This is a genomic window from Shewanella sp. SNU WT4 (assembly GCF_006494715.1).
In the GTDB taxonomy this organism is placed as follows: domain Bacteria; phylum Pseudomonadota; class Gammaproteobacteria; order Enterobacterales; family Shewanellaceae; genus Shewanella.
In genome coordinates this window covers 1828275-1853960 of sequence record NZ_CP041151.1, presented here as the reverse complement: position 1 = coordinate 1853960, position 25686 = coordinate 1828275, and the positions used below count along the sequence as shown (strand labels likewise).

The following is a 25686-nucleotide window of genomic DNA, read 5'->3' as shown; positions in this document are numbered from 1 at the left end:
CACAGTTCCCGGCCTTGATCACTCTGTTCTCATTTTAAAACAGTCTTGCAGCTGACTATAGCCAAGTCCAGACTGTTTTTTCACCTTGATTTGCACATCAATGCGCTCTTTCATCGCCTCAATATGACTGATCACACCAATCATTTTGCCGCTAGCATGCAAGTTATCGAGCGCATCTAAAGCAATATCTAAGGTGTCCGCATCTAACGTACCGAAACCTTCATCTAAAAACAACGAGTCAATGCTGGTTTTATAACTAACAAGGTCGGACAAGGCTAATGCTAAGGCTAAACTCACGAGGAAACTCTCACCGCCAGAAAGGGTGCGAGTATCGCGGCTTATATCGCCTTGCCAAGTATCTATGACTTCAAGTTCAAGTAAACCATCAGCCTTACGTTGCAATAAATAACGGCCATGCAAGCGTTCAAGTTGGCGATTGGCCAGCGCCACTAAATGTTCTAAGGTCAGCCCTTGGGCAAAGCGTCTAAACTTACTGCCATCGCGCGAACCAATTAAGCTATGCAAGCGCGCCCAATCTTCATGGGTTTGCTTAGCCAATTGCCATTGCACTAACAATTGCTGCTGCGTTGCTCGCAGTTGATTATCTTGCTGCAGTTTTGCCTTAATACCACCAAGCTGCTCGTTACATAAGTCTCGGCCATGTTTAATGACCACAATTTCGCTTTCAAGCGCATCAACATCAAGTTCAGGGCAAGCACTCGCGGCCGCTAAATGCTGAGCTAGCTCACTGGTTACCGACTCAAGACTAAGGCGCGCATGTTGCAACTGTTGCTGCAATTCATGCTCAAGCGCTTGCAGTTGGTTACGCTCTTCATCACTTAACAATGCCGCCGCAAACTCGGCCTCGTCATTAAATTCACTCTCATCAAGTAATTTTTGCCACTCGCTAATGGCAGCGCTCAAAAATGGCGCGAGTTTGAGGCTATCGGCGTCGAGTGCCTCTATTACCCCTGTCTCATGGGCTAAACGCGTTTGCAAGCCTTGATGTTTAAGGTGTAACTGCGCGGCGCTCTCTTTATGTTGCTGATATATGCCTTGCTTAGTATCTAGCAAGAGTTTAATGGGTAAATCGCCCACTAATTCAAAACGTTTGGCACGATTAGCACTAATTTTTTGGCTAAAGACTGTAAGCTTAGCCTCACTTAACTCAGTCTTAGTGCTTAAATCAGCATCTTTAGCATTGCTGACAGCTAACGTTGCGCGCAGTTTATCGCTCTCGCCATTAAGTTCAGTGAGCTGTTGCTGCCAGTGTTGCCAAGCTTTCAGTTTATTGCGTAATGCTTGCAGCCAAGCCTCTAGTTCATGATCTTGCGGCACGGCCAAGGCAAACGGCTGCAATTGACTCGCCAATTGCTTGCGCAAAGTACTTGCTTGCTGATTAGCCTGCTGATATTCCACTTGTTGCTGCTGCTCGTGCTGTTGTAAATGCTTAAGCTCCAGCTTACTTTGCTGCTGCTGATAGCTTAAGCCTTGGCATTCTTGCTGCGCTTGCAATGCTTGCTGCTGACTCACTTGCAACGCTTGCTGCGCGGCGCGCAAATTATTGGCTTTCGCTTCAAGGCTAGCAAGTTCGGTACCAACATGGACTAAATGCGCCGCAATACTGGCTTCTGACTCACTTTCAATGGATGCCAAGAACAATGGGCTAATGCCAACGGGTGGCACTAAGTTCGTCATCACCTCAGTGATTAATGCCTGCCAGCGCGTCTGAATGTGGCCTTGATTGAGCTCAAATTCGGCAATTTTTTGTAATTGCTCAGTTTGCGATTGCAGCCATAATTTTTCGGTTTCAGTCAGAGTACTGCCCTGCTGCTTTATTTCCGCTAACTGCTTTTCTAATTCGCTATAGCGCTTTTGAGTATCGCTGACATCTAAGTGCTGATATTGCTCAACTAACGGATGCTCGCTAGCGCCACATAGTGGGCACGGCTGCTGGGGTTGCAGCTGCGCGCGCAGTTGCTGCAAATCCATGATGGTTTTTTCTTGGCTCAGTAAGGTCGCCACATCATTAAATTGCTGCTGCACTTGGCGATACTGCACCCGCAGTTGCCCGCGTTGAGCATCAAGCTGCTGCAATTGCTGCTCGCGCTCATTATGCTGCTGGCGTAATTGGCTGATTTGCTCATTATGCTGCTGGAACTCTCGCGCCAGTGGCTGCAAGGTTAAGAGCTTGGGCTGCAATTGCTGCCAGTAATGTAAGCTTTGGTAGACCTCAGTATCACTGGCACCTGCCAGTAATTGGCTTAATGCGTGACAGGCTTGTTGCTCGCGCTGTTGCACACTAGCTAATTGCTGCTGCGCCCGCTCAAGCGCGGGTAGCGCTTGTTTTATAGCATCCAGTTTTTGCGCCTGCGCCGCTTGCTGCTGCAAACTCGCCTGCTGCAAATTGGCAGCCGTAGTGCTTAACGCGTGCAATTGCAATAACTGTTGCTGCCAACCGCTTAAGGCTGATGTTATATCGCTGCAATCTTGATATTCATTTTGCTGCTGATTAAGTGCATGCAATTGCTGCTCAATATGCTGCAATGATGCCTGCATTGCGCTTTGCGCCGCGCGCGCCTCAATTATTTGCTGCTGATTAAGTTGCTGCTCTTCATTTAAGCTGCGCTGCTGCTCAGTTAACAATTCGCATTCGGTATCAAGCGGCCGCACTTGCTCATCTATGACTAAGGTTAAGGCGGCTAATTCGGTCTCAGCTTGCTGCAAACTCTGGCTAATATTGGCTAACTCAAGGGTTAGTGCTTGCTCTTGCTCTATTAAGGCAGCTTTAGCTTCAGCGCGGATCTGCTGCTTAGCGATTATCTCTGTCTGCTGGGTTTGCAGCGCCGTTTTCACTTGATAATGCCCTTGCAGGCGCTGCGCCGGCAAACTGCGCGCTAAGCGCTCAAGCGATGGCGCATTAGCCATCAGTGCTTGCTGCGCTTGCTCGCCTTGTGTGGTCGCAGCCAATTCCCGCGCCTTGAGCGCACTTCTTTGCTGCCACCAATTAACTTGTTGCTGCACTTGCGTAAACTGATTATCAAGACCAGCCACCTCAGCATTGATATTGCTTTGCTGCTCAGTTAATTGAGTAAGCTCTTGTGCGGTTAGCAGCACGACCGATTCAGCCTTGTCCTGTAAGTGGGCTAAGGCTAGCTTTGACTCACTATAATCAAGGTGCACTTGCTCTGAAATACGGCCATAAATCTCGCTGCCAGTGAGTTCTTCCAATAACTCGGCGCGATCATTGGCCGATGCATTTAAAAATGCGGCAAATTGCCCTTGGGATAACATCATTGATTTAGTAAAACGGCCAAAATCTAAGCCGGTAATACTTTCCATCAGTTCAGATTTTTGTCTTATTTGGCTCGCTACAATCTCGCCAGATTCTAAATAGGCCAGTTCCACCATGGCATCTTGCAGCTTGCCATCCACTTGATTACGGCTGCGTCTTTGGCTCCAAAAGGCGCGATAACCGACACCTTTTACCTCAAACTCGACCTCGGCGTGGGCTTCGGCGGTGCCGCGGGTCATCAGTTCATTACTGGTTTTGGAAATTAAGCCAAGTCTTGGGGTCTGATGATATAAGGCCAAGCAAATAGCATCTAATATGGAGGTTTTACCTGCGCCCGTGGGGCCTGTGATGGCAAAGAGTCCAGAATCGGTAAAGGGCGCCGCCGTAAAATCAATAAACCAACTGCCTTTGAGGGAGTTAATATTGCTAAAGCGTAAACGTAAAATCTTCATGCCTCAGGGGCCTCCATTGCCGCCATACTGACTTGCTTAAATAAGGCGGTCAGTCGCAACTGCTCATCTTCAGTGTAAGGTTCACTCGCTAATCGGCGACTAAAGACTTCATCGACACTAAGCTCAGACAAGGTTTCACCAGTATCGATAGCGCTTAATTGCCGTTGGCTGCGCAAACGTTTGATTTGTAATACTTGCACTTGCGAGTCAGCCACTTGCGCTTGCAACCTTTGCTGTAAGTCACTGAGTAATTCATCACTGCCAAGGGCGATACTGACCCACACGCTCTCATCCATTGCCACCAGCTTTGCAAGCTCAGCTTCTACCTCACCGAGCAGGCCTTTAACCACCATCAGCTTTTGATACATAGGTACGGCAAGTGATTCAACCTTGACTAGGGCTTGCTCATCAAAATGAGCCAGTAACACTTGTTTACTGCGGCTAACTTCATCAAAACTGAGCGGAATAGGTGAACCGCTGTAACGAATCGCTTCACTACCCGCCACCAATTGACCACGATGAATATGGCCAAGCGCTATGTAGCTTGCTGGCGGAAAGGCATTAGCATTAAAGGCATCTAAACTGCCAATATAAATCTCGCGCACCGACTCACTGCTAGTCGCGCCAACGGTAGTTAAATGCCCCGTCATTACTACAGGTAAAGGGGCATCAGCGCCAAGTTCAGTGGCTTTAGCTAACGCCAACTCATAATGGCTGTGGTAGTAATCCCTGATGGCGTCCCCCAGTTGCTGCTGCTTATCTTGCCCGGTTTGCCCGGCTTCACTGCGAATCAGATCTCGCGGGCGTAAATAAGGCACGGCGGCAAGTACTAGGCCTGGTTGGCCATTTTTGTCATTGATAATAAAGGTTGATTGCTCAGCACTGGTGCCATTGGGCACGACATAGGTATTGAGGCAACTTAACAAACTTTGGGATTCAGCCAACATAGCAACCGAGTCATGATTGCCGCCAAGAATAAACATAGGGCAAGCTAAACGCTGCATTTGCACCACAAACTGGTTATATAAGGCGCGGGCGTAACTAGGGGGCGTGCCGGTATCAAACACATCGCCTGCCACTATCAAGGCATCAATGCTGTGCTCACGCACTTGCTCTAATAACCAGCCTAAAAATGCTTGATGTTCTTCAAAGCGGCTTTTGCCATAAAACGATTGCCCTAAATGCCAATCTGAGGTGTGTAACACACGCATGACTTATTCCTACTCACTAAAAAAATGAAAAGTGATCGTTCAGTAACTTAATACTCATCACCAATGACATGCTGACAACGAGTGGTTTAATGATGCTTGAGCCTTTAGTCATTACCATGCGCGAACCTAATGTCGCGCCGAGTGCTTGGCCGAGTAACATAATGCCACCAAGTAACCACACCACCTTGCCACCCAAAGCGAAAAATATTAACGATGAGATATTGGTAGCAAAGTTCAATAATTTGGCGTGCGCTGTGGCTTTGGCAAGGCCAAAACCCGCTAATGACACAAAGGCCAACGCAAAAAAGCTGCCGGTCGCTGGACCAAAAAAACCATCATAAAAACCTATGCTAAGCCCTGCGGTAAATGAAAATACTGTGGGCGTTAACACTCTATGGCGATCATCATCGGTGATTTTGGGTGAAAACAAAAAATACATGCCAATGGCCAAGATAAGAAATGGCAGCGCTAATTGTAAAATACTGGCGTCAATGGCTTGCACTGTTAACGTGCCTATCGCCGCGCCCACAAACGCGCACGCTAAAGGCAGTTTGAGCTCAGAGATTTTTACTAAGCCTTTGCGCACAAAATAAAGACTGGCAAAAAAGCTGCCACCGCAAGCCTGCAACTTATTGGTTGCTAAGGCATGTGCTGGAGATAAACCGGCCCAGAGTAAGGCCGGGATAGTCAGTAAACCGCCGCCGCCAGCTATCGCATCAATAAATCCTGCAACTATGGCCACCCCAAAGAGGATGGTCACCAGTTGCCAAGTTAGTTCAAATTCCATGGCAGTATCCATACAGCGAAAGTGAGGCTATTAGACTCACTTTTATTGGAAAATTCAAAAGGTAATCACCCTCTTCAGGCAGATAATCCGAAATTTGCTAAGTAGTCCTGACCTGGGGTCACATGTAAGCGAAAAGTAAGTACCTGCTCACAGGCTTGATACAGTGGCGATTTGGCAAACATAGGTTGGATTTGCACTAATGCCGCGAGCAAACTCTCCGCGCGGGCCTCCTCACCATGACGGCTAATGCTGGCAATCATAGAAGCCACTAAACCATAGAGATCTTTCTCAGCAGGCCCTTCTTCTAGCCATAAAGCGGGATCGGCATACTGGCTGGCATAATGACTAGCAGCAATATCAAGCCCAATGCCAAAGTTGACTAAAATAGCGCGCCCGCCACGCACTATGATGTTTTTAGGGCAAATGGCCCCATGGTAAATATCTAATTGATGCAAGTATTGCAAGGCGCCAAGCAGCTGCACAAACCAAATCTTTAACTGCTCGGGCTCATAACTTTCTAGCTCATCAAGGGATACGCCATCTTCCCACGCCCGCACAATATACAAGTCATCACTCTTAGGCAATTGACCAAAGGCCAGTAGCTTTTCAATGCTCGGATGATATAAGTGAGATAAGCTAACAAACTGGCTGCAAAGGCTCGGCCAATGACACTCAGTCTCTCGATAAAAGCTAATCCCCACCGGATATTGCCCTTGAATGTGGCGCCCTTGCCATAACTCACTCGTGGCCGTTTTAGCGATAAAGCCTTGCAACTCATAATGATTATCTAAGATAGCCGCGGACGCGATAGTAAAGGCAACATCCAGACTATCGCACACCCCTTGCTGCATTAAGGCGCTTAAATCGCAGCGTAAACCATCAATATCAACCGTGCCTCCGCGCGCAGCTAAGCGATACCACGCTGTAACTCGCGGTTGATGAGTGCGCTCCGCCACCTTTAAGAAACACTTGGCATAAGCCATTATGTCTTGGCTGCTATCAATATTGTCACGGATATCTATGTACTCAACATCACCGATGGCTGAGATAAACACGCAGTTTTCGGCCCAGCCGCCCACAGTAAAGCCGCGGCGATGAATTTGCTGCAGCCCAGTAACTGAGCGGCGCAATATCTCTAACAGTTGATAGGTAGTGAGCCTGTCGTACTCCACAATATTCATCGGCACGCCGCGCGGCATTCTTATGGGTAACACCAGCTGCTCACCGTCTTGAATAAGCGGCGCGCAATAAGGCACGCCGCTGCAACCTGATAATGATTGCAAGCGCGCAAATTCATCACGCATAGTCAGTTCATGGGCATGGGCTTGCTCTGGCTCAGTAAACTCTACTGGGGTTAGAATTTTAAGCAACCAAGGCGCCGTCCAGCCACCAGGGCTATATTCGGCCTGCCAAATTTCAAGGCCATGTTGAATAAACAGACACTTTAATTTAATGAAATCCTGAATGCGATGATTGCGCTGCTCAACAATGGCGACCTGCCCTATGGTATCGAGCACCATTGCTTTTTGCTCTTCAGTGATCATATGTTTGCGCGGCGCTGTTAGCCCCCACTCTTGGGTTAAGGCTTCAACAATTTGTCTTGGCGTATAAATACTTAAGGCGCCATCATCTTTTTCAAGCTCTATTTCTTCGCCTTTACGGCCAGTGACAAACACCATGCCTTGGCACCAAGGCGCGTACACGCCTACAGGGATTTTATATTTGAGTTTGCCAGCTAACACCCGCGCCACATAATTGGCTTTGGCCAAGGAATTATCCACATCACGGCCATCTAATGACCAAGCATGCATACCCGCATTTAAGCGCCCTATATAGCCTTTAACATCGACCACATACACGCCCCACTCGCCTATGACTAAGGCATCGACTTCTAAGGGTTGACCTGAGCGCGACGGGATTTCAACATTGGTGAGCAGGCTATAGTCATCGGGAAGCTCATCGGCTAATAAGGTGAATGCCCAACGCTCGGCGTCATTAACTGGGGTATTAAAGCTGATGTGTTTGGCCATAAAAAACATCCTGTTGGCTGGCAAAAGTTGAATCGAGTCTAAAGGGCGAGAGAGCAAATTACTAGGGCTAATCCCAGAGGCAGAATTTAGGGTTCAAGAGCGGCTTTAGCTGCGGTAAAAACTGAGGTCATAGCAGAGGTAGTTGCTGAGGTAATTGCTGAGTTAATTGCTGACTAACAAACCACTTGCGGCTTCAAGAAGAATTCAAAGCGATCATCAAACCAAAGGTATCTGTCTTTAGCCAAGAAATAACATTACGCGGCAACATTGCAAAAAAAAGCCAACCTAAACAGGTTGGCAGTATTTTTTGACATTAGTGGCTATGGGGCCATTAATGGTGGCAATGATCGCCACACTCATGATCGTCTTCGTCGCTAAATTCGTCATCACCATGTTGGTGCTGCATCACGCCCCAGCCATCACTTTGACCATCAAACTCACCGGCAAAGGTATTTAACCAAGTTTCTTTAGCCACCAGTGCATCGTACTCTGGCACCATGTTAAGACAAACTATCAGTTCCCACTTTTCCAACTCTTCGTTGAAAGTAAGTTCTAATTCACCATTAAGCTCAGAAGCACTTAAATCTTCTAAGGCTGATTCGGCGTCACGCTTGTCTTCAAACACTAAGAAGAAATCAACATCAAGAGCTTGGCTTAAATCAATACCAGACTCTTGCATGGCGGCTAGCATTTGGCCATTGTCATCATCAGGAAATTGCATGGTAGATTCCTTATTGCGCTGCAGAGATTACGACTGACTCACCATTAAACTGGATTTTGTCACCCACGACTAATTTTTTACGCTTGCGAGTTTCAACTACGCCATTCACTTTGACCTGGCCTTCGCTGATCAAATGCTTAGCATCGCCGCCGCCATCTACCCAGCCTTGGATTTTGAGTACCTTGTACAGTTCAACAAACTCATCCCCAGCTCGCAGGGGTAATTGCTCAATATTATCGCTCACGCGTATTCGCCTATTCGGTCAAAGAAATCATTCGGGCGCTAGTATACAGGCTGGCACGACAAGCATCAAAAAATTACGCCAGTACCTTACCTAATTGCACTTCATCAATCCATATAGACCCAAGACGGTAGTTTTGTGATAACCGCCCTTCCACTACAAAGCCACATTTTTCTAACACCCTAATGGATGCGAGATTATGATGATGACAATAGGCAATCGCCTTATGAACTTGATAAGTGGATTGAAGCCAGCGCAATAATTCAGTTAATGCTTCGGTGGCATAGCCTAAACCTTGATAGGCAGGGTTAAGCATATATCCCACTTGAATGCGCGCTGAAAACACATCCTCACAAAAACCGCCGATAATGCCGACAAACTCTTGCTGCTGATTGGTTATTTTTAAGCTGAGCCAGTCGCCAGACTCATAAACCCAAGGCTGTAGAGCTGTGATGAATTTAGCGCGGATTTTACAGATAGGGTCAGGTTCACGCACAAAATGATTGACGTCACTGTGTTGATGCAGAGTGAGGAAATCTTGCCAATCACTGTCAAGCAAGGGTGATAAATGCAGTCTTGCCGTCATTAAGTCAATCATAACGACTCCCCATAAAGAAACAGCAACCGAAGCTGCTGTATTGATTAACCGCGGCTGGTTACTTCCAGTAAGTGGTAACCAAATTGGGTTTTAACCGGTCCTTGAACTTGGTTAAGCGGCGCACTAAATACCACTTCATCAAATTCTTTGACCATCATGCCTGGGCCAAAAGAGCCTAATTCGCCGCCCTGAGCACCCGATGGACAGCTTGAATGTGCTTTAGCTATCTCGGCGAAATCCGCGCCATTTTCAATCTGTTGCTTCAGTTCGTTACACTTAGCTTCGCTGCTAACTAACAGATGTCTTGCGCTTGCTTGTACCATAATCACTATCCTTTATTTACTTCGCCATCGGCGAAAACTTCGCAGTCAATAACTGCCCGCCTGCAAGTATAAAAACTCACAAGCTGAATACCAGCACTTTTTAGTAAAATGATGGTCACTAAGGCAAAGCTGCATACCTTAACGACCATCATGGGTAGCTTTAGCAAATCACTGGTAACTAGGAATGAATAACTAAGCTTCTAGTCTTTAATCCCGCTATTAATAACGGCTATGACTTAGGCTGCTTGTTGGCGGTTATCCAAGCATCAATTTTTTGCTCTAACACTGCCATAGGCAGTGAGCCAGACGTTAAGACTTCATCATGAAATGCTTTAAGATCAAAGTTGTCTCCTAAAGCCGCCTTAGCCCGCTCCCGCAACTCTAAGATTTTTAGCTGACCTATCTTATAAGACAGCGCTTGCCCAGGAATTGCCATATAACGCTCAACCTCAGCAATAATATCGCTCTTAGCCATGGGCGAATTATCCTGCATATAAGTAATAGCTTGTTCGCGACTCCAGCCTTTAGTGTGTAAGCCGGTATCAACGACTAGGCGCATGGCTCTAAGCATTTCGTCCGATAACTTGCCAAAATATTGATAAGGGTCAGAAAACAACCCCATTTCAATACCTAACTCTTCTGCATATAAGGCCCAGCCTTCTTCAAACGCGGTATAGCCGCCAAAACGTTGAAAATCGGGTAGATTTTGTAACTCTTGCTTAATCGTTATTTGGAAATGATGCCCAGGTGAAGCTTCATGCAGAGATAACGTCGTCATTCCCCAAATAGGCTGCGCCATCAAATTGAAAGTATTGATATAAAAGATACCAGGACGCGAACCATCAATGGCAGGCGCTTGATAAGAGGCGCCCGCGGCAGATTGCTCTCTGAACGCTTCCACAAGTTTCACCACATAATCAGCTTGCGGTTTAACATTAAAGTATTGGGGCACAACTTGGTTAATGGTGACTCTTAAAATATCGTAGCCCTTAATGAGTGCCTCGGCGCTGGTATGAAAATACTGAGGTTCAGTCGATAATGACTTAAAAAACGCCTTAAGATCGCCATCAAAGTTAACCTGCTGCCTCACTTTATCCATCTCAGTTAAGATTCGAGACACTTCCTGCAAGCCTACTTGATGAATGTCATCAACTGACATCTGGGTAGTTGTGTGTTGATTGGCCAAATGTTGATACCAAACCCGGCCATTAGGTAAGGCCCACCAGCCATCACTGCCGCGACTAGCTGGCAAATACACAGTTTCTAAATATTGCTGCATGTCATCCAGCGCAGGATATATCTTAGTTACTATCATCTGTTTGAAATTAGCACGCATCACCTCTTGCTCGGCTAACGGCACAGCCTTTGGAAACTCTGCCACAGGTTGATAAAACACGCTGTCTTCAACGACTGGCGCGCGCATGCTTTTAATCTGCTCAATCATGCGTTCAACCAGCACTCGTGGCAGTACCACTTTACTGGCAATACCATCATTCATGCGCTGCTGCGCCATCTTGCTCCACACAATAAAGCTATCAACCCGCGCGAGCCAAGCTTGATAATCCGCAAGGGTCGCGAACGGCTGCGCACTCTCACCGCTGCCTAATTGCATCAGTAAAAATAACTGACTATCAAATTGATTTAGCGGCATGAAGCGTTCAGGAAAAGTTTCGCTTACGAGAGCTTGCTCGCGCTCGTAAATAAAAATACTGCGGCTTAACTGTGATTGGGCTGATAACGCAGCGGCATCAATGGCTTTAACTTGGGATAAAAAATCGGTATTGAGTTGATGACGTTTAGTCAGATATTCATCGCTTAAACCGTCAGTAAATACATGATTGTAATCATTAACGCCTACATAGGTGGCAAAGATAGGCTCAAGCGCTAGTAGCTTGGCAAAATAATCGGCTGTCAGCTTTTGATAAGCTTGCTCGGCATTAACCTCAGCTGATTTAACCGCATCTACCGCAGACGACTGGCTTACATTTAGTGCCCCAGTTACCACACCATCATCACATCCCAATAGTCCGAAAGCGAGGATAATCCCTGCCAGTGTTTTCTTCTGTTTCATTTTTATTCTCCAGATGCAGGCTTTTTCCCAGATATTTCTATACTTATGATTAGGACAGGGAGGCGCCATATGATTTATTCATTTCGTAATGCCAGCTTTAGAGATCCACAAACTGGTATCTATAACCAAGAATATTTTCTTGAGGTATTTAATCGTGAATGGTATCGGCATTTGCGTGAAGAGCAAAGCTTAGCGCTAGTGTATCTAAGGCCGCATATTCATGAAATGATTAAACATCATAAATTACTCGAAATATTCAGTCATGACATTGAAAAAAGTTTATTAAGAGCGACCGATTTAATTGCGAAGTTTGACAAAGATATCTTTGCCTTAGGTTTATTTAACATTAATGAAGAAGGCGCGGATGTAGTTATTGCAAGAGTCGAAGAGCAGATAAGTCAGTTTATGGCAACTTATGGCCAAGATCATAGTTTTACCCTTGACTATAAAATTGCCTCTGGCGTGTGCGTTCCTGATAGACGCAATAATATCGAGCAGTTATTTAATTTTGTCGAGCAAATCAGTGATGATTTAGAGCGGCAAAACCAACATTTAGCGCTTAAATATATGCAAAGAGCTTAACTGTCTGTACCACTTTATTATTCAATAAGTTAGCATTAACTAATGCCAAAAGCTAATCGCTAACCCACCAATTAGCCGCGAAATGTCAGTAATAAAAAAGCCCGCGATGCGGGCTTTTTAAGGCATTCATTCAATAAACTATTACAAAGTAACGTTGTAAATACGCGCTTTTTCTTTGATATATGCCATATAACTCTTAGCACTGCGCTCTGTCTTCTTATCATTGGCAGCTAATACTGCATTATTATAAGCAGCCTTATACTGTTTAAGATTCAAATAGGCCAAAGCCATTTCAAACTGAGCTTCTCCTGGGTTTTTAATCCCAGCATCTAACGCTTTTTTCAACGCAGGAATAGCTTTTTCATACTCTTGACTTAAGGCTAACAGACGGCCTTGTCGCAAATATAAATCACCATCACCACCAGCATCAGCAGCTAAGCCATAATATTGTGCAGCTTTAGAGGTTTCTTTCGCATTTTGAAAGAAAGTCGCTAATAACTTATAGGACTTAGCATCTTTAGCGATAACACCACTATCCAACGCCTTTTGATAAATCTGAGCCGCACGATAAGGTGACTCTTTTTGATTTAACAATTGGGCTAAACGGGTAATGTTAGCGTCGGTATCTAAAAAGCCATTTTTGTAAGCTAAATCGTATGTTGCTAGCGCTTTATCATAGTTTTCAGTAACTACATAAAACTGAGCTAATTGAACCCACAGGCGTTTATCTGTTTGCCAAATTGGGATCATCACCTCAAGCACAGAAACGGCATTTTTATACTGTTTCTTGTTGTAGTAAGCCGTCAACTTCATCTGATATAGCGCTTGATCTGGCTTATCAGCAAACTCGATACCTTTATCTGCTACCGCCAGCACTTTATCCCACTGCTCCAGCTCAGTGTGGGCTACCCCAATGCGCTTATAAATATTGGCATCATTGGTTTTGCAGGTAAACTCCATCCACTTGTTGTAGTAAGGAATCGCCTCTTTATACTGTTTCTCTTGCAACAAGATATCAGCATATAGACGTAAAGTAGCCGCATGGTCAGTACCACTTAAAATATTGGCATCAACCGCTTGTTTCAGATATTTGCGAGCCGCCGACATGTCGCCTTTTTCGGCATAAAAGTTACCGAGCATGCGACCTACATAAGCCTTATCAAATGAATCAGAAGGATTTGCTTCTAGCAAAAGCCCAATAGCCTCATCTAAATTGCCGTTAGTATAGGCTTCGTAAGAACGTTGAACTTTCTTACCACTGCGCTCACCAACTGCTTGTGACTTACGTGTATCAATCTGGCAATCGTCTTTGGCCATGGCCAAAGGCGATAACACTAGACTGCCACCACACAGGGTTAATAATAATGCTGTGGCACATTGAGTTACTTTACGCATGCTTATCCTCCCTGCTGTGCTTTATCTAGTTTAAAATCAAGTTGAACTGTCATGCCAGGTTGCTTCATTGGCTTGCCATCAACAATCTTCGGCTTGTACTTCCACTTTGACAATGCACGCTTGGCCTCACGATCAAACAAGCGCTTTGGCTCAGCATTCATGATTTCAATATCTTCAACACCGCCGAGCTCGTTAATGGTAAAACTCAGCTGAACAAAGCCTTCTTTACCATCGCGTAACGCCTGCACTGGCCATTGAGGGTCAATACGAACAACCGGGGTGGCATCGCCATCTCGTGTCATCATATCGCCAAGTTTAAAGCCGGTACTCACACCCTCTGCCGCTACGCCATTCATATTGAATGACATATTGGTGTCGAGGTTAGAAGACGTCTCAGGTGGAGCTTGCTCCAACTGCGGTGGCTTTTCTGGTGGTGGTGGCGGCTTAGGAACTACCCTTGGCTTCTTTTGAGCTGTCGAATCCTGTTTATCCATCGTTATTTCAATAACAGGTGCGTCTTCTCCGACGTCGGCGCGCTGAGCGCCGCCACCAATCAAAAACGCCATAAACACGAACAGAGCAAAAGTAATAGCAGCACCAACTATGATTGATACTATTGCTCTTAGCATATTAATCCTTCCCCGCTGATACGGATATTTTAGAAATACCGGCTGACTTAACTTGATCAAGAACCTTAACCACTAAGCCGTGCTGAGCATCTTTGTCTGCTTGAATTAATACAGCAGCTTCAGGCGCTTCAGCCAACATACGTTCAACGTTAGCCGTTACTCGTTCGATATCAACCTGACGGTTTTCCATCATAATCACGCCTGTCTTACTTACACCAATAAAGATGTTCGCAGAAGGCTTCGTGGTCGCTTGGGACGCTTCAGGCTTGTTGTAGTCAAGACCTGAAGGCTTAACAAACGAAGTCGTCACAATAAAGAAGATCAGCATGATAAACACGATGTCAAGCATCGGTGTCATATCAATTTGCGCTTCATCATCCATTACGGAATGCTTTTTACGTGCCATGTTTAATATCTCTTCTAGTGGTGAGACAGGCTGTCTTTCAGCTTTTCCAGACTGATTTTCATTTTGGCATCTAACCGAGTGCTAAAAAACACCCCAGAAAGCGCCGCAACCATTCCCGCCATTGTCGGCACGGTCGCCATTGAAATACCAGCTGCCATCATACGAGCATTACTCGTCCCATGTACTGCCATTACATCGAACACTGCAATCATACCGGTTACCGTGCCAAGCAGACCTATCATTGGACAAACAGCTACCAGAGTTTTAATTAACAGCATACGCGCGTTTAATTCTTGCTTTGCTTGAGATATCCAAGCTTCACGGATGCGGTGTGCATACCAGGACGTAGTATCTGTCCTCTGTTCCCATGTAGCGATAATGGCTTTATGTTGATTTGGTGACACCCAATTGAGGTACCAAAAACGTTCAAGCATTAACACCCACATTAAAAACAACACTACCGCAACCAACCAGAGGACATCGCCTCCGGAGGCCATGAAGCCCCTGACGGAATCCCAAATATCCATCAGGAATAGCATCATTAGTCAGCCCTCTTCTCAGCGTGTGCGGCTATGATACCAGCACTTTGCTCTTCAAGAATTTGTACGATTGTCTTACTGCGAGCCACTAGAATGGCATGTAATAACATCAGAGGTAATGCTGCAACTAAGCCCTGAACTGTGGTTACCAGTGCCATAGAAATACCACCTGCCATCAGCTTAGGATCGCCAGTACCAAACAATTGGATACTTTGGAAGGTTGCAATCATACCTGTTACTGTACCTAACAGACCCATCATAGGAGCAATCGCCGCCAATACCTTAAGAATTGGAATACGAGCTTCAATGGCAGGTGTTTCTTTCAAGATGGCTTCGTCTAACTTGAGTTCTAAGGTTTCAACGTCAACATTCTTGTTAGCTTGATAAACCTTCAAGATACGACCTAATGGGTTGTTACCTGGATTGTCCACATTCTTGCTCTGAGCTTTAACTTTCGCGCCAATTACATACAGAGTAACAAGACGCTCAACAGAGATCAGCGCACCTAATGCCAGCAGTGCCAGAATGATGTAACCAATCACGCCACCCGACTCCAGACGATCTTCAAAGGTTGCTTTCTGAGTAAAGATACTCAGTAACACGCCTTTAACTGGGTCGATGTACAATACTTCAGTGCCAGCAGATGCGGCCTGGAAAGGCTTCACTGTATTAACTACATAGCCATCAGGTTGTTGTGACAATTCCTGAATGATGTTCAGTTCATTGTTGTATACAACATATTCACCGTCGGCTAATAAGTTGAATGGACCCACACGAGTAATAGTGGTGTCACGTACGTTACCTTCAATATCAGTCACTTTACCCTGGAAGTTTACGACTTTGCCGCTTTCTACCATTTCAAATAACTGTGCTTCCCAGAATTGCTGCAATTCCTCAATCTTAGGTAACTGTTTACGAGCACCTAAATCGGCGATAAATGCATTGCGACCAGGATATTGAGCGCTAATGTTAGAACCCACTAACTTACCAGCGAAATCACCGGCTTCACCTTTAACCACACCAAACATTTCCCCCAAGTCACCTTGAGCTGTCTTTAAATCTTCTTCTAACTGAGCAATTTTACGCTCGTTGTCAAGAAAGGCTTGGTTAAGATCAATACCACGCTGACGTTCAGCCGCTAAGCCATCTTTTTCACGCTTAAGCATGGCGGCTTTATCGCCACGTTCAGCTTGAAATTCAGCTTCACGTTTACTGTTAGTTTTCGCAGAGTTAGCGCGGTCTGCTTGTACTTGCTGAAATAATTGATCGATATTTTTAGGCTGTTCGGCAGCAATTGCCGTGCCCGTTAACGCGAAAGTTGCTGCTACTACAGCTGAAATAATTAACTTTTTCATTATTGTGCAGCCTCCGCAGCTGGAACTGGTAATGCGAACATATCTGGTGCGCCTTGCTTACGAGCAATGCGAATACCTTTGGTCAGTTCACGCATATAGCTGTCAGCCAGTACATCCCAAGATTTAGTTTCTGGGTTATATATCCAACCAGAACGTTGATCTAAGCTTTGCGCGTAAAGAGCGACACGACCTAAGTTAAAGAAATCGACTAAGACTTCTTTACCATCTATGTTAATTTGGCCAGGTTTAACTTCAACAAAGTTACCGTATTCACGCTCAATACTGTAGGCATCTAATATCAAGCGATATTTTTCAGCTAAAGAGACTTCTGCTGTATTGAGAAGATTACGCAAGTTTTTAACACGTTCAGCACGAACATCTGAGTTAAAAGGTAGATCTAATTGAACGAACTGCTCCAACGAATCAACCATATTAAACATCAAAGGCACCACGCCTTGACGTAATTTGTCGATACCATTGATATCGGCTTGGATTGACGACATGGTGTTTTGTTGATCGGCAACTAAAGTCGCCACATAATTGTTATAGGCTTTAAGAGATTCACGCTCATCAGCGACAGAGCTGTATTCAAACAGCATGTCTTGCGCCTGATCAAAATGTTTATCAATTTTTTTCTGTGACGCAGCGCCTTCAGCGTGAATTTTGCTATCCGCTTGTTGCACGTCGGTAAGTGGATCTGCGACCACTAGGTTGCTGCTGGCAAACGCCAGAGCGCCAACAAGTGCAGTAGCGATTTTTGTTCTATTGCTTACCTTGGACATAGTTCCCAACCAATTTGAAGTGAATAAAAAGTTAACTTGCAGATAAAGGATGGCTTCGCGACACCTTGAGGGTGAAACTCACATACATTACTGCTAAGTATGTCTTTCTCTTGTGATTGTTAGTATTTTATTTCGCTCTCTATATTCAGTACAAGGTATAGAGACAGAGGCATCATTTCACAAATTGTTGACCTATGTCAACAATTTGGCCTGAGCAAAAATAACAAAAAAACATTTATCAAACTTAATCATTCAAACTAAGTTAAGTTGTTCCTTGTTGAGCCTTTTCACTCAAGTAACGGACTTATTTATACCACTATAATCTGGTATAAAACAACACCTTAAGCATAATGAATGTTGGCTATTAAGCAGGCTTTGCTCAACTTTTAGCAAGGGTAAACTCAGTCGTTTTTTGGCGTTAGCATGAATAAAAAATAAGGCTTATGCATTGGATTGGTATTGTTAATGAAAAAGTCATCATCAAAAATCAAAAACTCAGCTCAATCAGTACTATTTTTCAACAAAATTAATCCAATAAAAAAATCCGAACGTTTTACACGCTCGGATTTTTAAAGTTAATACGCTAATTAAGTATTATTTAAATCAAACTTAGAACTTTACGTCAGCTTGTAGATAGAATGTTCTACCAAAGGAGTCTGTATAACGTGGGTCATAACCCACCTGATGGCCTGAACCACCGCCGCGTAATGATAACGAAGGTGCGTTATCAAACAAGTTAGCTATACCGAAGGTAGCATTAAAGTTTTCAGTAAAGAAGTAACGTGATTGGAAGTCAACGGTAGTGTATGAAGGCACGTGCAATTGAATATCAACGCACTCACCATCAGCATCAGTAACTCCACAATCTTCTTTTGACTTAAATTGATCTTGATAACCTGACTTGTACTTAGCTATTAAACTGTTTTGAGAATCTCCGACCGTTAAGGTAGTCCCTATGTGGGATACCACTCTAAAGGTCACAGAGTTGTTATCACCAAACGCGCCAAGACTACTAATGTATTCATCGGTGCCAGGCTTAGTGTACTCACTATCTATCATGTAAGTTCCAACAAAGTAGGAAGATAACTCGCCCCAGCCTAAATCATTATTAAGGGTTACATTCCAATCAACACCGCTGTATTTAGCCTTACCAACATTCACCGCTGTTTGTAAAATCGCCAGTTCATCTTCACCGGTGGCTAAGTTACGTTTGGTGGTGAATAAATCGCGATATCTTTCTGCTTCAGAGAAAATCTGGTCTTCCGTTAGTGAAGTGACCTGATCTTCCATTTCAACATTCCAGTAATCAACACCAATGCTGAACTCTTGGCTTGGTGCAAATACAGCACCAAATGAATACTGTGTTGATTTCTCAGGTTTTAGCTCAGGGAAGCCTTGAGTAAACACTGAGTATTGTGACAATCCTGGTAAACAGAAAGCTGCTAATGGGTCACCTGCTGGGAATGGGCAAGAGTAAGAATCACCAGTCACACCAAACTCTGCACGTGGACGCGCAATTTCCAGCATAGATGGAGCCTTAAAACCAGTACCGTAAGAAGCACGTAACAACAAGTCTTCCGTCGCTTGGTAACGACCGCTAAACTTATAAGTTACATCGCTAACCGAATCATTGACCTTCGTGCCTGTTTGGTTGTCATCAACACCACCAATTGAGTCATAACGCAGGGCACCTGTTAATTCAAGATCTTCAAACACAGGAACTACTAACTCACCAAATAAGCCATAGGTGTTACGCTCTAAATCATAAGTGTCATCAGTACTTAAGAATAAAATCTCTTCGTTTTTGTTAACTTCAGCGATATTTTGCTTAAAGGATGTCATGCGGTAATCGGCGCCGAATCCCAAATACGCTTGACCAGCATCCATTTCAAACACTGGTAATGAACCTTTAAAGTCTCCGCCTAAAGTTTCAATTTTGTTACCACTCCATGGGCCAGAATAAATGGTTTGCGCTAACGCATCTTTACTGGCTTGATCAAGTTCAGATGGTGGTATAAATACGTTAATACTACCGCTACTAACAGCTTTAAGGAACGGGTCGGCAAGTAACCAGCCGGTAGGATAATTTTGTTCTTGATCGTTCGTTGAGTAAGTCAGTGCTGCTTCAAAATCAAAATCATTAATAACGCCATCGATACCTGTAACTAAATGCACAGCGGTTGTGTCGTATTCAGTGGTGCGATTGCCCGCTGGTAATGCGCGCCATCTAGATTGAAAATCCAGGTTACCCGCATCATAAAGTGCTTTTTCAGCGGCGGTTAAATACGGAACAACATATTGACTAACAAGCGCAGAGTTTGCCGGAATTGGGAAATAACCAGTTGGGTAAGGAGCAATACGAGCTGTGGTTGTATGATTTGCAAAAATACCTTCAGCAAATAACTTAATATCTTCCGATATTGCAACGTTTGCATTAACGAATAAGCTATCTCTGGTGCTTTCTGGAACAATTTCAATGGTAGAAGTGAAGTCAAAGAAACACTGAGTTCCTACCAAAGCGTTGTCTTCGGCACATTTTCCATTTGCTTGTTCATAAGGGTTAAAAACCCGCCAGTTATTAGTGCCTTTTTCACGAACCCGAGCATTACCTGGTATCGCATTACCGGAACCGTTGAAGAAGGTATAATCCTTACCCGCATTTTTGAAGTTAATAATACCGGAGCTGGCAAAGTCACGATCTTTTGATGATAACTGGCTTTGGTCATCATGGGTATATGACAGCATAACGTTGTAACCATCGGCATCAAAGTCACCAAAACCACCGGTAATGCTACCATTCCAGCTAGTTCCGCCCGACTCTTGTGGTTTATCGTAACGCCCTTGAAGTTGAACACCTTGAACATTGTCTTTTAGGATGAAGTTCACTACACCCGCAATCGCATCTGAACCATATAATGCTGATGCACCGTCGGTTAGTACTTCAACGCGCTCAATAGCGGCTAAAGGAATACTTTGCAAGTCAATGGTTGAACCAGAGGTCGATGGTGCTAAGCGGCGACCATTAATCAACACTAAGGTATAGGATGCACCTAAGTCATGAATAGATGCGGTTTGCAAACCCCCACCGCCACCACCCACAGAGTCAGCAGAAACAGTAAAACCTTGCATTGATGGTAATTGCTGAATTAAATCCGCGGTATCCACAGCGCCTGAACGGGCTATATCTTCATTGGTAATCACAGTAACAGGCAACGCACCTTCCATATCGATACGTTTAATACTTGAGCCAGTCACTTCAATTCGTTCTATTTTTTCTTCTGCGGCAATCGCCGAACCAACACCAAAGGCTGCGACGCCAGCGCTACTCAGTAATGCAACCTTGATGGAACGAGCTAAGAATTTATTAATTAACATTAGTCTTTCTCCCAGTCATCTCTTGTTATTTGCCAACCCTGTTTGAGTTGGTGACACATTTACACCATCAAATGTGTACTACCCACACTCATAGAAACACAAAATAAACCAACTCGCAACAACGACATAACAAATGTCACCAAGTGATGTGGCGATTTTTAATTCACTTTTTTTGCATTCAAAGTCGAATTCTTAGGGGTTACATCTAATTCTCAATCTAACAATGACCAGCACAAATGCATAAGCAATTGATTTAATGCAATTTAACTAGAAACAGTGAGTAATGAGTGTATTGAATGATTTCAGCAAATAACAACGAAATATATTCATAAATATACAATGATTCTCTATACATGTAACAAAGGCCGGGGGTTGGATTGGTTTGATATGACTTGATCAAAAAAGGCCTCCGAAGAGGCCTACTGCACTAAATGATTATTTCAATTAGAAGCTAACGTCATACTGCAGGTAAGCAAAACGACCTATGTTGTCGTATGAACCTTGCTCATAGAATGGCCAGCTGTATGGGTCACTGAATGATGGTTGACGGTCGAGTAAGTTACGAATACCCATGGTGACTTTATTGTGGTTATCAATATTGTAAACACTGGTTAAGTCAAATTGAACGTAACTAGCTACGTGCTGAGCTCTGCCAATATCGGTCAAATCACCGTTGGCATCGACTTCAGTACCGACATCATACCAACCCACTAACTGGCACGATTTATTACCAGTATTGCGTTTTTGATATTGATCGTATCCTTGTAACCAACGCGCATTTAACGTGGTCGCCATATCACCAGCGGTATAAGTGACATTACCATTTAAACGCCATTTTTCCATGGCATCATCTTCGGCCCAATCACACAGAGGCTGAACTGCTGAAGACTGAGTCTCATACGATAAGTACTGCTCAGCGCGTAATACCGCACTCAAGCCACCAAATGAGAAATCACCAGCGTATTGCAGGTCGTAAGTTAAACCAGTTGCACTCTTCTCGGTAAGGTTTTGTAAGTTAGTACGTACATAACCAGTACGAGCCGTGTCATCTAAACGACCCTGCGCGTTACGAATCACTAAATCCGTTAATTCACCCACAGCTTCGGCATCCAGAATTTCCTGCATGCTTAAACTGCCGACTATGTTATCCACCGATAATGACCAGTAATCGACTGAGAATGATAAATCATCAGTGAACTGATAAACGCTGCCAACGTTATAAGAAGTTGAAGTTTCAGATTCTAAATTGACGTTTCCGCCAGATTTAGAATTAAGCTCTAATCGCTTACAATCAGCACTCGCAGGATTATTACCAGCAGCTTTACACAGCTTGGTATCAATCGCGAAAGTCACACCTGATGATTCGTTCAAATATAAGCTATCTAAACTTGGTGCTTTAAAGCCTGTGCCATAACTGGCACGCAGCAATAAGTCTTCAATCGGGGTATAAGCAATTTTGGCTGAGTAAGTCGCCTTACTGTCATCATTCACTTCCCAATCAGCCATGTCGTAACGAGCGGCTAAGTTGACTTCAACATTTTCAATCACAGGCAATGAAACTTCAATGAAGCCAGCATTGTTAGTCGCGCTACCGCCACCGTTTGATCCAGCGCCACCAATCACTTGACCGGCAACTGATGCGGGATCTGAGCGATCTGAGTATTCTTCTTTGCGATAATCAAGACCTGTCGCCAAGCCAACATCACCGCCCCACAAAGTGATAGGCGTAGTACCTGCAAGCACTAATGAGGAGAAAGCCATCTTAAACTCACCGGTGCGGTGAATCGATGCTTGCAAATCTTTACAAGTTTCAGATAACTGCGCTGATGAACAGTCGTTGATAATGAAAGGATTTAGCGCGCCAGAAGCAAATGCCTCTTCCACACCTTCAATTAAGAGTTGACCCGCTGAGCCAATTTGACGGTTAGTCAAACGAGAAAAACCTAAGTCGTAATCTAAGTTCCAGTTATCGTCTAGGTTGTAATTTAAACCCACCACAGATTCAAACGTTTCGTTAGTATTATCCTTCTCACGATTAGGGAAATCGACATAACGGCGACCGACCCTAACAAAAGCATTACCCGCCTTCAGTTCTTCGATAACTTTTTGACCTGTCACTTGATCATCTTTATAGCGATCGTTCAACAAGAAATCATATAAGTACGGGCTGCTAGTGACATCAACGGCACCTGGTGATGGCGCATTTGAAGTGAGCGTATATGCACGAGAATAACGGAATTGACCATCAAGTTTTAAGTCAGCATTAAACTCATGATTAATCGCGGTAAATATGGACTGTCTGTCTGATGCTGGTTGAATTTGATATAAAGGGGCGAAGTCATAAGCGCAGCGACCACTACTTAAAATATTCTCAGGAGGACAATCAGACCAAGGCTTAGTGCCTTGTGTTGCTGAAACAGTACCTTTTTTACCACCAATCTGAGTAAAACCAGGAATGCCCCAAGTTGATTGACCATCACCGCCTTCATGACCTTCGATATTAGCCGTACTACCAAACTCGCGATCTGTGGCTTCTATTGGTTTACGCTCAAAATATTCAGCGGCAAATAACACGTTAGTCTTATCGTTAGACGCGCCAGTCACCAGCGAGAAATTAGATTCATCGGCGTCCATATGTTCAAGCGCTGCGCCATAGCGAGCTGAGACATCTAAACCGTCAAAATCAGTTTTAGTAATAATGTTAATAACGCCAGCTACCGCATCAGAACCGTAAATGGCAGAGGCACCATCAGGTAACACTTCAATACGCGCTACCGCAGCAATAGGTAATTGGTTAACGTCGGTAAATATTCCGCCGGCAGAGTTTTTCGGCAGACGGCGACCATTCAATAATATCAAGGTGTAGTCAGGGGAAAAACCACGCAGGCCAACAGACGAGGCACCAGCGGCTTGGCTTAATGTTGATGATTCGTTAAAACCACCGGATGATGCTGTAGTACGTAAGAATTCAGCCACAGTTGCAAAACCCGTTTTATCGATATCTGCAGCGCTAAAAATGGTTACTGGGGTCGCAGTTTCCATATCGGTGCGTTGAATACGCGAGCCTGTCACTTCAATTCGTTCAACTTTATCTTGTTTAGCTTCAGCCGCAAATGTTGGGGTACTAAATGCTGCGGTGGCGGCGCCGCTAATTAAGGCAACGCGAATAGCCGTTGTCAGTGTGTTGTTATCCATTACTCATTACTCCCTGGATTTTTAATTATGTTTTCGTATTAATAAAGTTCACTGCGATAAACAGGTAACTTCAGTAAGCCACCTATTTGGCGCAATAAAAACACAACCAATAACAAATAACAACATCCTTGCGAGAATATTTAGCACTAATTTATCACAACATTAACATATCGTTTTTAGCGCTAAATCAACACTTTGCTTAACAATGGCGCAACAATGGCGATGAGAGGGTATAAATTTGATAATTGATCATATCGCAGATGAAAACTTCAAATACTAAGAAATGAGGAGTGGTAATACGCTATTTAAATTTAAACAAAAAAATGGATTGAAATTAATCAATCCATTTCTATTCTCAATATCACAATATATTTACACAAGTAACAAGCTGTTACTTTGATATATTGTTAATTAAAACTTATATGCCATACCAACAACGAAAGCATCACCTTCGCCATCAGCAGCTTTACCAGCTAAAGGACCATTGATGTTGAAGTCACTGAAATCAAAACGACCTTCAGTGTATACAGTCAACTGCGGAGTCCATAAGTAATGCACACCAACAATCAGAGTTTCACGCTTGAACTCATCATTAGTACCGTATTTATCATAAGTCTCAGCATATTCATCGCCAGCATCTAAGATGTTGTAAGAGATGATTGGGCGTACCTTATTTGCAAAGGTGTAGCTAGCAAACGTTTCAACACCTACAGATTCTGGCAGTAAACGGCCGGCGTTATCTGTGTCGTGGTTTTGGTTTTTGTTAACGTTAGCCGCTAAATACAGACCGTCATTCATGCTACCGTAAGTCATACCTACGCCATAAATGTAATCAGTTTCATCACGCTGAATACCATCTTCGGTAATGGTCAGCTCACCGGTGTTAGCGGCAGCGATTAAGTTCAGCTTATCGGTAACAGCATAAGTGGCAGAGAAACCATAGGTATTCTGGTATTCAACAGTAATATTTGGAGTAGCTCGGGCAAAAGCAGCCTTAGGACCCGCATTACCATCTAAGATATCTTCAACTTTAACTTCATTTTGCTGCAGCTGGAACTGCAGGCCAAAGCTAAAGTCGCCAAAGGCATTGCGGTATTGAATGGCTTTGTCAGGACGACCAGTACCGTTGAAAGAACCGTCTGATTTGTTATAGGTATAAGTGCCTGATGCGTTACCATCGAAACCGATAGCATTGTTGGTGCCGCCTGAAAGGTCGTACCATACGCTCCACTGCTTACCAAAGCTTAATTGACCATATTGGTCATGGCCTAGGCCAACATAACCTAAACGGTTACCAAGGAAGTTGGCCTTAGAATCTGAAAACTGACCGTTAGTATTAACATTAACTTTAGTGTTCCCAAATGGGTTAACAGACCACTCGAAATTACTGAATGCGCTCCAACCATCATTCAACTGATGCTTAGAGGTGAAAAATATACGTGACCAGCCAGGAACCATGTCAGTTTCGCCATGGCTGCTTACGACACGAACGTCAGCGATGCCGCCAACGGTTAAAGAATTGGTGTCGTCGTGATAAACTTCTACTGCATATACTGCTGGCGCGGCGATAATGGCGGCCAATGCACTTGCTACGAGTGTCTTTTTCATTTGAGTAAACCTAACCTTTGTTGTTTTCAATTTGTCATCCCCATTCCGTTGCTTTATAACTTTCCTTGTTGCAGCGAGATTAACAAAACAT

At 44.3% G+C, this 25686-nt stretch carries 19 protein-coding genes; 1 reads left to right on the top strand and 18 read right to left on the bottom strand.

The window, feature by feature from the left end:
• Nucleotides 1–18 precede the first annotated feature (18 nt).
• From FJQ87_RS08275 to FJQ87_RS08235, 9 genes are all read right to left on the bottom strand, one after another.
• Entirely contained in the window at nt 19–3747 is a 3729-nt protein-coding gene (locus tag FJQ87_RS08275; RefSeq protein ID WP_140932228.1) for an AAA family ATPase, read from the bottom strand.
• A complete protein-coding gene (gene sbcD / locus FJQ87_RS08270) occupies nt 3744–4958 on the bottom strand; it encodes an exonuclease subunit SbcD (RefSeq protein WP_140932227.1) in 1215 nt (404 codons plus the stop codon). The genes FJQ87_RS08275 and sbcD overlap by 4 nt, the downstream gene beginning before the upstream one ends.
• Nucleotides 4959–4974: 16 nt before the next feature.
• Complete coding sequence (locus FJQ87_RS08265) at nt 4975–5745, bottom strand: TSUP family transporter (protein ID WP_140932226.1); 771 nt, start codon at nt 5743–5745, stop codon at nt 4975–4977.
• Nucleotides 5746–5819: 74 nt separating this feature from the next.
• Nucleotides 5820–7775 (bottom strand): NERD domain-containing protein kinase family protein, encoded by a 1956-nt coding sequence (locus FJQ87_RS08260; protein ID WP_140932225.1) that lies wholly within the window; start codon nt 7773–7775, stop codon nt 5820–5822.
• 331 nt (nt 7776–8106) lie between these two features.
• Complete coding sequence (locus tag FJQ87_RS08255; protein ID WP_140932224.1) at nt 8107–8496, bottom strand: ribonuclease E inhibitor RraB; 390 nt, start codon at nt 8494–8496, stop codon at nt 8107–8109.
• Between the two features lie 10 nt (nt 8497–8506).
• On the bottom strand, nt 8507–8740 hold the full coding sequence (locus FJQ87_RS08250) for an RNA-binding S4 domain-containing protein (RefSeq protein WP_140932223.1): 234 nt from the start codon (nt 8738–8740) through the stop codon (nt 8507–8509).
• A gap of 73 nt (nt 8741–8813) precedes the next feature.
• The gene (locus FJQ87_RS08245) at nt 8814–9335 is read right to left on the bottom strand and encodes a GNAT family N-acetyltransferase (protein WP_140932222.1); all 522 of its coding nucleotides are present in this window, start codon (nt 9333–9335) and stop codon (nt 8814–8816) included.
• A gap of 44 nt (nt 9336–9379) precedes the next feature.
• Nucleotides 9380–9658, bottom strand: a complete 279-nt coding sequence (locus FJQ87_RS08240; RefSeq protein ID WP_140932221.1) for a peptidylprolyl isomerase — start codon at nt 9656–9658, stop codon at nt 9380–9382.
• Nucleotides 9659–9887: 229 nt separating this feature from the next.
• Nucleotides 9888–11729: a DUF885 domain-containing protein gene (locus FJQ87_RS08235; protein ID WP_140932220.1), complete on the bottom strand. Its 1842-nt coding sequence runs from the start codon at nt 11727–11729 to the stop codon at nt 9888–9890.
• Between the two features lie 69 nt (nt 11730–11798).
• On the opposite strand from FJQ87_RS08235, the gene FJQ87_RS08230 reads away from it, so the two are divergent.
• On the top strand, nt 11799–12311 hold the full coding sequence (locus FJQ87_RS08230; protein WP_140932219.1) for a diguanylate cyclase: 513 nt from the start codon (nt 11799–11801) through the stop codon (nt 12309–12311).
• 141 nt (nt 12312–12452) lie between these two features.
• Here the strand turns inward: FJQ87_RS08230 and FJQ87_RS08225 are convergent, their stop codons facing one another.
• The 9 genes from FJQ87_RS08225 to FJQ87_RS08185 all read right to left on the bottom strand — a co-directional run bounded on the left by FJQ87_RS08225 (nt 12453) and on the right by FJQ87_RS08185 (nt 25595).
• Nucleotides 12453–13706, bottom strand: a complete 1254-nt coding sequence (locus FJQ87_RS08225; RefSeq protein ID WP_140932218.1) for a tetratricopeptide repeat protein — start codon at nt 13704–13706, stop codon at nt 12453–12455.
• A gap of 2 nt (nt 13707–13708) precedes the next feature.
• Nucleotides 13709–14335 (bottom strand): energy transducer TonB, encoded by a 627-nt coding sequence (locus FJQ87_RS08220; protein ID WP_140932217.1) that lies wholly within the window; start codon nt 14333–14335, stop codon nt 13709–13711.
• A gap of 1 nt (nt 14336) precedes the next feature.
• A complete protein-coding gene (locus tag FJQ87_RS08215; RefSeq protein ID WP_140932216.1) occupies nt 14337–14741 on the bottom strand; it encodes a biopolymer transporter ExbD in 405 nt (134 codons plus the stop codon).
• Nucleotides 14742–14755: 14 nt separating this feature from the next.
• The gene (locus tag FJQ87_RS08210; protein ID WP_140932215.1) at nt 14756–15283 is read right to left on the bottom strand and encodes a MotA/TolQ/ExbB proton channel family protein; all 528 of its coding nucleotides are present in this window, start codon (nt 15281–15283) and stop codon (nt 14756–14758) included.
• Complete coding sequence (locus tag FJQ87_RS08205; RefSeq protein ID WP_140932214.1) at nt 15283–16635, bottom strand: MotA/TolQ/ExbB proton channel family protein; 1353 nt, start codon at nt 16633–16635, stop codon at nt 15283–15285. The genes FJQ87_RS08210 and FJQ87_RS08205 overlap by 1 nt, the downstream gene beginning before the upstream one ends.
• Nucleotides 16635–17417 carry a DUF3450 domain-containing protein gene (locus FJQ87_RS08200; protein WP_140932213.1) on the bottom strand — a complete coding sequence of 261 codons (783 nt, stop codon included), beginning with the start codon at nt 17415–17417 and terminating at the stop codon, nt 16635–16637. The genes FJQ87_RS08205 and FJQ87_RS08200 overlap by 1 nt, the downstream gene beginning before the upstream one ends.
• Nucleotides 17418–18026: 609 nt before the next feature.
• Nucleotides 18027–20792 (bottom strand): TonB-dependent receptor, encoded by a 2766-nt coding sequence (locus FJQ87_RS08195; RefSeq protein WP_140932212.1) that lies wholly within the window; start codon nt 20790–20792, stop codon nt 18027–18029.
• A 444-nt stretch (nt 20793–21236) separates the two neighbouring features.
• The gene (locus tag FJQ87_RS08190; protein ID WP_140932211.1) at nt 21237–23987 is read right to left on the bottom strand and encodes a TonB-dependent receptor; all 2751 of its coding nucleotides are present in this window, start codon (nt 23985–23987) and stop codon (nt 21237–21239) included.
• A 411-nt stretch (nt 23988–24398) separates the two neighbouring features.
• Nucleotides 24399–25595, bottom strand: a complete 1197-nt coding sequence (locus FJQ87_RS08185) for a porin (protein WP_140932210.1) — start codon at nt 25593–25595, stop codon at nt 24399–24401.
• Nucleotides 25596–25686 lie beyond the last annotated feature (91 nt).